The sequence below is a fragment of the Polaromonas sp. genome (assembly GCF_031411155.1).
Taxonomy (GTDB): Bacteria; Pseudomonadota; Gammaproteobacteria; order Burkholderiales; family Burkholderiaceae_C; genus Polaromonas.
Map to the genome: position 1 here is coordinate 1 of NZ_JANOAL010000170.1, position 9633 is coordinate 9633.

Annotated in this window: 8 protein-coding genes; 4 read left to right on the forward strand and 4 right to left on the reverse strand. The window is 67.1% G+C overall.

Features of this window, described 5'->3' with window-relative positions; all coding sequences use genetic code 11:
* Together RMO23_RS11065 and RMO23_RS11070 are read right to left on the reverse strand one after the other, a co-directional pair.
* A partial coding sequence (locus RMO23_RS11065; RefSeq protein ID WP_309681419.1) for a CoA transferase occupies positions 1–534 on the reverse strand: 534 nt, incomplete at its 3' end.
* A 35-nt stretch (positions 535–569) separates the two neighbouring features.
* On the reverse strand, positions 570–1547 hold the full coding sequence (locus tag RMO23_RS11070; RefSeq protein WP_309681421.1) for a hydroxymethylglutaryl-CoA lyase: 978 nt from the start codon (positions 1545–1547) through the stop codon (positions 570–572).
* Positions 1548–1652: 105 nt separating this feature from the next.
* Here RMO23_RS11070 and RMO23_RS11075 point away from each other — a divergent pair, with 105 nt between their 5' ends.
* Positions 1653–2576, forward strand: coding sequence for a LysR family transcriptional regulator (locus RMO23_RS11075; RefSeq protein ID WP_309681424.1), 924 nt, complete (start codon positions 1653–1655; stop codon positions 2574–2576).
* Between the two features lie 21 nt (positions 2577–2597).
* Here RMO23_RS11075 and RMO23_RS11080 read toward each other — a convergent pair whose 3' ends face one another.
* Entirely contained in the window at positions 2598–4634 is a 2037-nt protein-coding gene (locus RMO23_RS11080) for an aconitase family protein (RefSeq protein WP_309681425.1), read from the reverse strand.
* A 111-nt stretch (positions 4635–4745) separates the two neighbouring features.
* Between RMO23_RS11080 and RMO23_RS11085 the strand changes: the two genes are divergently transcribed.
* From RMO23_RS11085 to RMO23_RS11095, 3 genes are read left to right on the forward strand one after another with little or no spacing between them, the layout of a single operon-like run.
* The gene (locus RMO23_RS11085; protein WP_309681427.1) at positions 4746–5519 is read left to right on the forward strand and encodes a haloacid dehalogenase type II; all 774 of its coding nucleotides are present in this window, start codon (positions 4746–4748) and stop codon (positions 5517–5519) included.
* Positions 5516–6316, forward strand: a complete 801-nt coding sequence (locus RMO23_RS11090) for a sulfite exporter TauE/SafE family protein (protein ID WP_309681429.1) — start codon at positions 5516–5518, stop codon at positions 6314–6316. The genes RMO23_RS11085 and RMO23_RS11090 overlap by 4 nt, the downstream gene beginning before the upstream one ends.
* A 46-nt stretch (positions 6317–6362) precedes the next feature.
* Complete coding sequence (locus tag RMO23_RS11095) at positions 6363–8564, forward strand: malate synthase G (protein ID WP_309681431.1); 2202 nt, start codon at positions 6363–6365, stop codon at positions 8562–8564.
* Positions 8565–8706: 142 nt separating this feature from the next.
* Here the strand turns inward: RMO23_RS11095 and RMO23_RS11100 are convergent.
* Positions 8707–9633: amidohydrolase (locus tag RMO23_RS11100; RefSeq protein ID WP_309681433.1), on the reverse strand; the 927-nt coding region annotated here is incomplete at its 5' end.

A 9633-nucleotide genomic window follows, 5' to 3' on the forward strand; every position in this document is an offset into this window, starting at 1 on the left:
GGCGCCAATGGCGCCGAACAGCCCGCCCATGATGTCGTTGACGCTGGTGCCGGCGCGCAGCGGGTCGCCGGGGCGGCCGGTCATGTAGGCCAGGCCGCCCATCATCTGCACCACTTCATCGAGCGCGGTGCGGTGGTCGTAGGGGCCGGGCAAAAACCCCTTGTGGCTGACGTAGATCAGGCGCTCATTCACCTGCGACAGCGCGGCGTAGTCCAGCCCGTATTTGCCCATGGTGCCGGGCTTGAAGTTTTCGGCCACGACATCGGCCGAGGCCGCCAGCCTGCGGGCGACCTCGGCCCCGGCCGGACTGTGCAGATCAATCGCAATGCTTTTTTTGTTGCGGTTGAACAGGGGGAAAAAGCCCGAGCCGGCACCGAGCAGATGGCGCGTGCGGTCGCCGTCAAGCGGCTCGACCTTGATCACCTCGGCCCCCATGTCGGCCAGCACCATGCCGCAGGTCGGGCCCATGACCATGTGAGTAAATTCGACGACCCGCAAGCCGGCCAGAGGTTGCGGTGGAGTATGTTCTTGCATCTTGAATTGAAATATTAAAAAGTCGCCAACAGAGGTCAGGCGCACAAGGGGGCGGGTGCCACGCCCGCGGGCAGCATAGTTCTGGGCAGACCGGCCCGCCAGAGCGTGCCGTGCAGCGGCTCGCCGGCCAGCCAGCCCGCCACTTTTTGCCGCAGGGCCAGCAGCCGGTCAATGTCTTGCCCGGTGGTAATGCCCATGCTGGCGAACATATAGGCCAGGTCCTCGGTCGCCACATTGCCACTGGCGCCCGGTGCATGCGGGCAGCCGCCAATGCCGGCCAGGCAGGCGTCGAAGCGCGTCACGCCCAGCTGCAGGGCGGCAAACACATTGGCCACGCCCATGCCGCGGGTGTCGTGAAAATGGCCGCAGTTGAGCCGGTCACCGGCAACGGCCAAGGCTTGCCCGAACAGCTCGCGCACCATGGCCGGGTCGGCATAGCCCACCGTGTCGGCCAGGCCGACGCGGTCGGCGCCGGCGTCCAGCACCGCCTGCAGCAGGCGCAGCACTTCGGCGGGTTCTACCCGGCCCTGCAGCGTGCAGCCAAAGGCCGTGCTGATGCCGACCTCGATCAGGCTGCGCGAACCGGCCGCGTTGCGCGCGGCGACGATGCGGCCGATCTCGGCCACCCCCTGGTCCGGGGTCTTGCGCAGATTCGCCAGACTGTGGGCATGGCTGGCCGACAGCGGCAGCAGCATCAGGTCGGCGTCACATTCCATCGCGCGTTCGGCGCCCCTGAGGTTGGGCACCAGCACCGAGGCCGTGAGACCGGGCAGGGTTTTGGCAAAGGCCAGCAGTTCGGCGGTATCGGCCAGTTGCGGCAGCAGCCGCGCCGGCACGAAGGAGCCGACCTCGATCTCGCGCTGGCCGGCGTCATAGGCGTCCCGGATCCATTCGAGTTTTTGCGCTGTCGGCATGACGCGGTCTATGCTTTGCAGGCCGTCGCGCAGGCCGACCTCGCGCAGGATGACGTGGCGGGGCAAGCCGGGTGTTGGGGCGGTGGCGGCGGGTGTCATGGCGTGATTTTAGGTATTCCACAAAATATGACAAAATAGATTTTGGAACCGCATTGATTCCAATCAGGAACATCTAGTGATGCCGTATTCCATCGATCCCCTGTCATGCGCGACCTCGATCTGACCACCTTGCGGCTGTTTGTCAGCGTCTGCGAAACCCGCAATATCGCGCGCGCCGGCGAGCAGGCCCACATCGTCGGCTCGGCCATCAGCAAGCGTCTGGCCCAGCTCGAAGAGAAGGTGGGCACGCCCCTGCTGGTGCGCCGACGCCGCGGGGTTGAGCCAACACCCGCCGGAGAAACCCTGCTGGAGCATGCCCGCACCATGCTGGCCAGCGCCGACCGCATCGAGCGCGACATGGCGGCCTATGCCTCGGGCATCAAGGGCCAGGTGCGGCTGCTGGCCACGGCCTCGGTGATGGCCGAATCGCTGGCCGACGACGTCGCCGCGTTCCTGAAAGACCCGGCGCACCGTGACATCCGGGTCGACATGGAGGAACGCATCAGCCCGGAGGTGGTGCGCGGCGTCTGGCAAGGCAGCGCCTCGCTGGGCATTTGCTGGGCCAGTGAGCACGGCGCCGATCTGGGCGCGCTGCAGTCCCGGCCCTACCGCAGCGACCACCTGGCCATCGTGGTCCATCCCTCGCACCCGCTGGCGGGCGCCAAGTCGGTGCGGTTTGAGCAGACACTGGACCACGAACACGTCAGCCTGCCCGTGACCAGCGCCGTGCAACTGATGCTGCAGCGCGCCGCCGCCGCCCTGGGCAAGACGCTGGTCAACCGCGTGATCGTCTCCAACTTTGAAGCCGCGCTGCGCGTGGTGCATGCCAACCTGGCCCTCAGCGTGGTGCCGCTGGAGGTGGCCCAGCCTTATGCCGCCAGCCATGACCTGTGCCTGATCCCGCTGGCCGAGCCGTGGGCACAGCGGCATTTTGCGATCTGCTTTCGCGACGAGCCCAGCCTGCCGGCGGCGGCACGCCTGCTGCTGGCGCATTTGCAGACCAGCGGCGCAAACGCCCTGGATGCCTGAGTTTTTGAACGAAAAAGGCCTCTAGGCCAGGCAAAACAAGCCGTGCCAGCTATATTTTTTATAGCAACCGGACCGGGCAGCGACGCCGGCCTGCAGCGCCGCAAACGACATCAACCGCCCCGCCAGCGCACTCGCCATCACCGTGGGCGGGCTGGCCAGCCAGACCTGGCCGGGGCCGGAGCGGCCGGGGAAGTTGCGGTTGATGGCGCTCACCGTGACCTGGCCGGCCTCGGTGGACGAGCCCGGCCCGCAGTTGGCGCAGGCACCGCACGAGGGCTGCAACATCTGCGCGCCGACGGCGGCAAAGGTCTGGTCATAGCCTTTCCCGATGCAGTAGTCACGCACGGCGGTGGTGCCGTATTGCAGGTACAGCGTGACGCCGGGCGGTACGCGCAGGCCGCGCTCAAGCGCCCAGGCCAGCACGGCGTGGTAGTGGTCAAAGTCTTCGCGCTTGCCGGCGGTGCAGGAGCCGCCGTAGGCAATGTCCACCTTGACGCTGCGGCCCAGCTGGTCCAGCGGCAGGCCGTTGCCGGGGTCGCCGGGCGCGGCCACCATGGGCGACAGGCGGGCGCAGTCCAGCGTGAGGTGTCCGGCATAGCTGGCATCGGGGTCACTGCGCATCCAGCGCTCGATGGCAAACTCCAGGCCACGGCGCTCGCGCAAAAAGGCCTGGGTCCGCGCATCCGGGGCGACGATGCCGGTCAGCCCGCCGAGCTCGGCCGTCATATTGGTCAGGGTGGCGCGCTCGTCAATGCCCAGCTGCGCCACGGCGGAGCCGCAAAACTCGAACACCTTGCCCACGCCCAGCCCGGCCCTGATGGCGGGCAGCGCCAGCAGGTGCAGGACTATGTCCTTGGCGGTGATACCTGGCGCCAGCGGACCGTTCAAGTCAATGCGCAGGGAGGCCGGCATGGTCATGCGCACCGCGCCGGTCATGAAGGCATTGGCCATGTCGGTGGTGCCGACGCCAAACGCCACGCAGCCCAGCGCGCCACTGTGCGGCGTGTGCGAGTCGGTGCCCACCACCAGCTGGCCCGGCAGCGCATAGTGCTCGGCCATCATGGCGTGGCTGATGCCTGCCAGGTTGGAGCCGTCATCGCGCGCGGCCTCCTCGTCCGTCAGCGTGCGGTGAAAGCGCAGCCCGTAGCCGGCCGCAAAGTCGCGCTGCGCCTGGCACATGGCCAGCACATTCGGCACCAGCCCGCCCGCGATGTGCGCCGGGCTGCTGGCGACGTAAGAGGTGTGGTCTTCAAACACGATGATGGACGCCGGCTGCTGCAGCGCCAGCGGCTGGCCAAAGGTGCTGTGCAGCATGTGGGCGCACATGCCGGTGTAGTACTCATGAATGAAGCGCCAGTCGGCCCGCACAAACAGGCCCGCACCTTGTGTGGGCGTGGCCGGGGTCAGGTCGGTCTCCAGCGTGTGGCGCGCGATGATTTTTTCAAACAGGGTTTGCGGCTGCGTCGGGGGCGGCGCGGCCGATGCCTTGACGGCGCCCATGTGCAGCTGGCCAAAGCGCAGCAGGCCGCCGCTTTTCAAAATCGCCGCCGCCAGCGCATCGCGGCCCGCCACCAGCTCGTCGATGGAAATGGCCTCGCCGCGCTGGATACGCGCCACCAGGCCCAGGTCGGTCGAGGTGAACAGGCCCACGTTGTCGGCGTTCTGGCGGTAGATGCGCTCAAAGCTCGCGGCAATCACCAGCCGGATGCCGGCCAGCTTTTCGGCCGCCGGGCTGTGCTCGCGCGACGAGCCCTTGCCATAGCGCTGGCCCGCCACCGTGACGCAAAAGCCGCCAGACGCCAGCGCATTCACGCCCACGGGCCGCTCGTCGCCCAGCTTGAGCCCGGTGTAGGGGTAGCGCGCCAGCTTGCCGTCGTAGTGGCTCATGATGGCGACCGGCGTGATCTCGTCGGTCGATACGTCGTCGCGCAGCGCGCCGGCCCCGGCCAGCGTCAGATTCTGCCCGGCAAGCTGCGCCGCCATGCGGCCGGGGTCTGCCGTCAAAAAAAGGATGCGGCCGGTCAGGGCCAGCGTCTCGGAGTTGCGTGAAGAGGGCATGGAGGGGATTGTGAACCCTCTGGGCGCGGGCCGATTAGGGTTGATTTGGTCACGTATAAAACCCGTTCAAGGCCAGCAATAGCGGTCAAAGTATCAAATACAGTAGACCCCATGAAAGACATCAAGGCTGCGGCCAAGCCGCCCGCCGCTGTTCGCGCGGTTTTGTTTGACGCCTACGGCACGCTGTTTGACGTGTACAGCGTGGCCATGCTGGCCGAGCAGCTGTTTCCGGGCCAGGGCCAGGCGCTGGGCCTGCTGTGGCGCGACAAGCAGATTGAGTACACCCGCCTCGTCACCACCAGCAAGCGGCGCGGCAGCGGCCCGCAGCTGGAGTCGGTGTACCAGCCGTTCTGGGACCTGACCGTGGCCGGCCTGCGCTATGCCTGCAAGCGGCTGGCGCTGGACCTGACGCCCGAGCGCGAGCAGCAGCTGATGAACCAGTACCGGCACCTGTCGGCCTTTCCGGAAAACAAGGCGGTGCTGCAGGCCCTGAAGGCGCGCGGCATCGTCACCGGTATTTTGTCCAATGGCGACCCGTCCATGCTCCAGGTCGCCGTCAAGTCGGCCGGGCTGGAGGGCCTGCTTGATCACCTGATCAGCGCGGACAGCATCCGCACCTACAAAACCGCTCCCGAAGCCTATGCGCTGGGGCTGCAGGCCACCGGGCTGGAGGCGCGGCAGATTGCCTTTGTCAGCTGCAACAGCTGGGACGCGCTGGCCGCCACCTGGTTTGGCTACCAGACGCTGTGGGTCAACCGCTACCAGCTGCCGTTTGAAGAACTCGGCACGCAGCCCGTGTACACCGGCAGCAACCTGCGCGACGTGCTGACGCTTCCGGGCCTTCCGGGCCTTCCCGGCCTGGCGGCGCAGAAAGCCGGCGCATGACGGCGCTCGAGGCCTTGCTGATAGGCGCCGGCGCATTTGTGGCCGGCGCGGCCAATTCGGTGGCCGGCGGCGGCACGTTTTTCTCGTTTCCGGCGCTGCTGGCGGTCGGCGTGCCGCCGGTGGTGGCCAACGCCAGCAATTCGGTCGCGCTGTGGCCGGGCAGCCTGAGCGGGGCCTGGGCCTACCGGCTGGAGCTGTCGCGCTACCGGCGCTACCTGATTCCCATGAGCCTGGCCTCGCTGCTGGGCGGCATTGCCGGCGGCCTGCTGTTGCTGGCAGCGGGCGATGCGCGCTTTGCCGCGCTGATCCCGTGGCTGCTGGCCTTTGCCACCCTGCTGTTTGCCTTCAGCCCGCAACTCTCGGCGGCGCTCAGGCGCATGCGCCAGCGCCAGGGCGTAAGCCACGCCCGGCCCGGCCACGACAGCCAGCATGGCGCGGGCTCGCCCGCTGGCTGGCTGGTGCAGCTGCTGGTGTCGATTTACGGCGGCTTTTTTGGCGCGGGCATGGGCATTTTGATGATGGCCAGCCTGGCCATCAGCGGCCATGAGGACATGCAGCACATCAATGCGCTGAAAAACCTGCTGTCGGCCGTGATCTACAGCGTCACCGTCGTCACCTTCATCGTCGCGGGCGCGGTCAGCTGGCCGCACACGCTGGTGATGCTGCTGACGGCCAGCGCCGGCGGCTATGCAGGCGCCCGCATGGCGCGCAAAATTCAGGGCCCCTGGCTGCGCCGCGTGGTGATTGCCGTGGGCGCCGCCCTGAGCCTTTATTATTTCTACAAGACGCTGGCGTGAGCCCGTGCGTTTTCAAGCCAGTTTCATTTCAACGAGGACAGACCCCATGAGCACCACCCCCACCCCACGCACCGCCTGCCACCAGCTGCAGGTGGCCACGGTTTTGCACCGCTTCATCGAAGACCAGGTGCTGCCCGGCACCGGCGTGAGCAGCGAGACCTTCTGGAAAGGCTTTGACGCCATCGTGGCCGACCTGGCCCCGAAAAACATCGCCCTGCTGGCCGAGCGCGACCGGCTGCAGACCGAGCTGGACCGCTGGCACCAGGCGCACCCCGGTCCGATCGCCGACATGCCCGCCTACCGCGCCTTTCTGGAGTCGATTGGCTACCTGGTGCCGCAGCCGGCCGAGGTCAGGATCAGCACCGCCAACGTCGATGCCGAACTCGCGCTGCAGGCCGGCCCGCAACTGGTGGTGCCGGTGCTGAACGCCCGCTACGCGCTGAATGCCGCCAATGCGCGCTGGGGCAGTTTGTACGACGCGCTGTATGGCACCGACGCGATCCCCGAGACCGACGGCGCCGAAAAAGGCAAGGGCTACAACCCGGTGCGCGGCGCCAAGGTCATCGCCTTTGCCCGCAACGTGCTGGACCAGGCCGCGCCTTTGGCCAGCGGCTCGCACAAGGACGCGACGCGCTACAGCGTCGAGGCCGGCAAGCTGGTCGTGACGACGGCGGCGGGCAGCACCGGCCTGGCCGATGCGGCCCAATTCATCGGCTACCAGGGCGAGGCCGCCGCGCCGTCGGCTGTGCTGCTGCAGCACAACGGCCTGCACCTGGACCTCCAGATCGACCGCAGCACCGCCATCGGCAAGCTGGATACGGCCGGTGTCAGCGACCTGGTACTGGAGGCGGCGCTGTCCACGATTCTCGATCTGGAAGATTCGGTGGCCGTGGTCGATGCCGAGGACAAGGTGCTGGCCTATGGCAACTGGCTGGGCATTTTGCAGGCCACCTTGACCGAAGAGGTCAGCAAGGGCGGCAAGACCTTCACGCGTGGCCTGAATGCGGACCGGGTGTACACGGGCGCCGACGGTAAATCCGTGAAACTGCACGGCCGCAGCCTGATGTTCCTGCGCAATGTGGGCCACCTGATGACGAATCCGGCCATCCTGTATGGAAACGGCCAGGAAATCCCCGAGGGCATTCTGGATGCGGTGGTCACGGTGACGATTGCCATGCACGACCTGAAGCGCCGCGGCAAGGAGGCGATTGTGAACTCGCGCACCGGCTCGGTCTACATCGTGAAACCCAAGATGCACGGCCCGGCCGAAGTGGCGTTTGCATCCGAGCTGTTTGGCCGCGTCGAGGCGCTGCTGGGCCTGCCGGCCAACACCGTCAAGCTCGGCATCATGGACGAAGAGCGCCGCACCAGCGTCAACCTGAAGGCCTGCATCGCCGCCGCCAGCGCCCGCGTGGCCTTCATCAACACCGGCTTTCTGGACCGCACCGGCGACGAGATGCACAGCGCCATGCAGGCCGGCGCCATGATCCGCAAGGGCGACATGAAAACCAGCACCTGGATTCAGGCCTACGAAAAGAACAATGTGCTGGTCGGCCTGAGTTGCGGCCTGCGCGGCAAGGCGCAAATCGGCAAAGGGATGTGGGCGATGCCCGACCTGATGGCCGCCATGCTGGAACAAAAAATCGCCCACCCCAAGGCCGGCGCCAACACCGCCTGGGTGCCCTCACCGACCGGCGCCACGCTGCACGCGCTGCACTACCACCGGGTTTTGGTCAGCGAGATTCAGGCTGAAATGGAAAAGATCGACGCCAACGCAGAACGCAGCACCCTGCTGAACGGCCTGCTGACCATCCCCGTCAGCGCCACGCCCAACTGGTCGGCCGCCGAGAAGCAGCAGGAACTCGACAACAACGCCCAGGGCATCCTGGGCTACGTGGTGCGCTGGATTGACCAGGGCGTGGGCTGCTCCAAGGTGCCCGACATCCACAACGTCGGCCTGATGGAAGACCGTGCCACGCTGCGCATCAGCAGCCAGCACATCGCCAACTGGCTGCACCACGGCGTGGTGACCGAAGCGCAGGTGAAGGAAACGTTTGAGCGCATGGCCGCCGTGGTGGACAAGCAGAACGCGGGCGACCCGCTGTACAAGAACATGGCCGGCCACTTCGACACCTCGGCCGCTTACAAGGCGGCTTGCGACCTGGTGTTCAAGGGTCTGGCGCAGCCCAGCGGCTATACCGAGCCGCTGCTGCATGCCTGGCGCCTGAAGGTGAAGGCGCAGGCCTGAACCGGGCGAGCACCGGCAAATTGCTATTAATTTAGTAGCTGTCTTGGCAATAAGGTAAAGGGCTAGAGTCCTATTTTGCTTCCAAATGGCCAAAAGAACGGCGCCCCTGGGGCGCCGTTCTTGCAGGGCACTGCCGGCGGGTTCAGACCAGGAAGCGTTGCGCCAGCAGCACCCAGTAGGCCGCGCCGACGGGCAGGTTGGCGTCGTTGAAGTCATAGCCCGGGTTGTGCACCATGCAGGCGCCGGCGCTGTCGCCATCGCCGTTGCCGATCAGCAGATAGCTGCCGGGCACGCGCTCCAGCATGAAGGCGAAGTCTTCACTGCCGGTCACGGCCGGGCCCTGCAGGGTCACGCGCTCGGCGCCGACCAGTTCCAGCGCCACCTCGCGGGCGAAGGCGGTTTCCGCTGGCGTGTTGACCAGCACCGCATAGCCGGGTCGCCAGGCTATCTGCGCCGTGACCTCAAAGCTTTCGGCCTGTGCGGTGATCAGCGCCTTGATGCGCTGCTCGAGCTTGCTGCGCACCTCGCGGTCGAGCGAACGCACGCTGAGCTCCAGCGTCGCGCTCTGCGGAATCACGTTGTTGGCCTTGCCGGCGTGCAGCGCGCCCACCGTCACCACGGCCATCTGCAGCGGGTCGATGTTGCGCGAGACGATGGTCTGCAGCGCCATCACGATGCTGGCGGCCGCCACGACGGGGTCGGTGGCCCGGTGCGGCATGGCGCCATGGCCGCCCACGCCGGTGAGCGTGACGCTGGCGTAGTCCGACGAGGCCATCGCCGCGCCTTCGCGCAGCACCAGCCGGCCCTGCGGCACGCCGGGCATGTTGTGCATCGCGAAGACCGCGTCGCAGGGGTATTTCTCGAACAGGCCGTCGTCCATCATGCGCAGCGCGCCGCCGCCGCCTTCTTCGGCCGGCTGGAAGATCAGGTTCAAGGTGCCGGAAAAGTCCCCCCGCTGCGCGAGGTGCTGCGCGGCGGCCAGCAGCATCGCCGTGTGGCCGTCGTGGCCGCAGGCGTGCATCACGCCGTCGTGGCAGCTGGCATGCGGCAGGCCGGTGGCCTCGTGGAT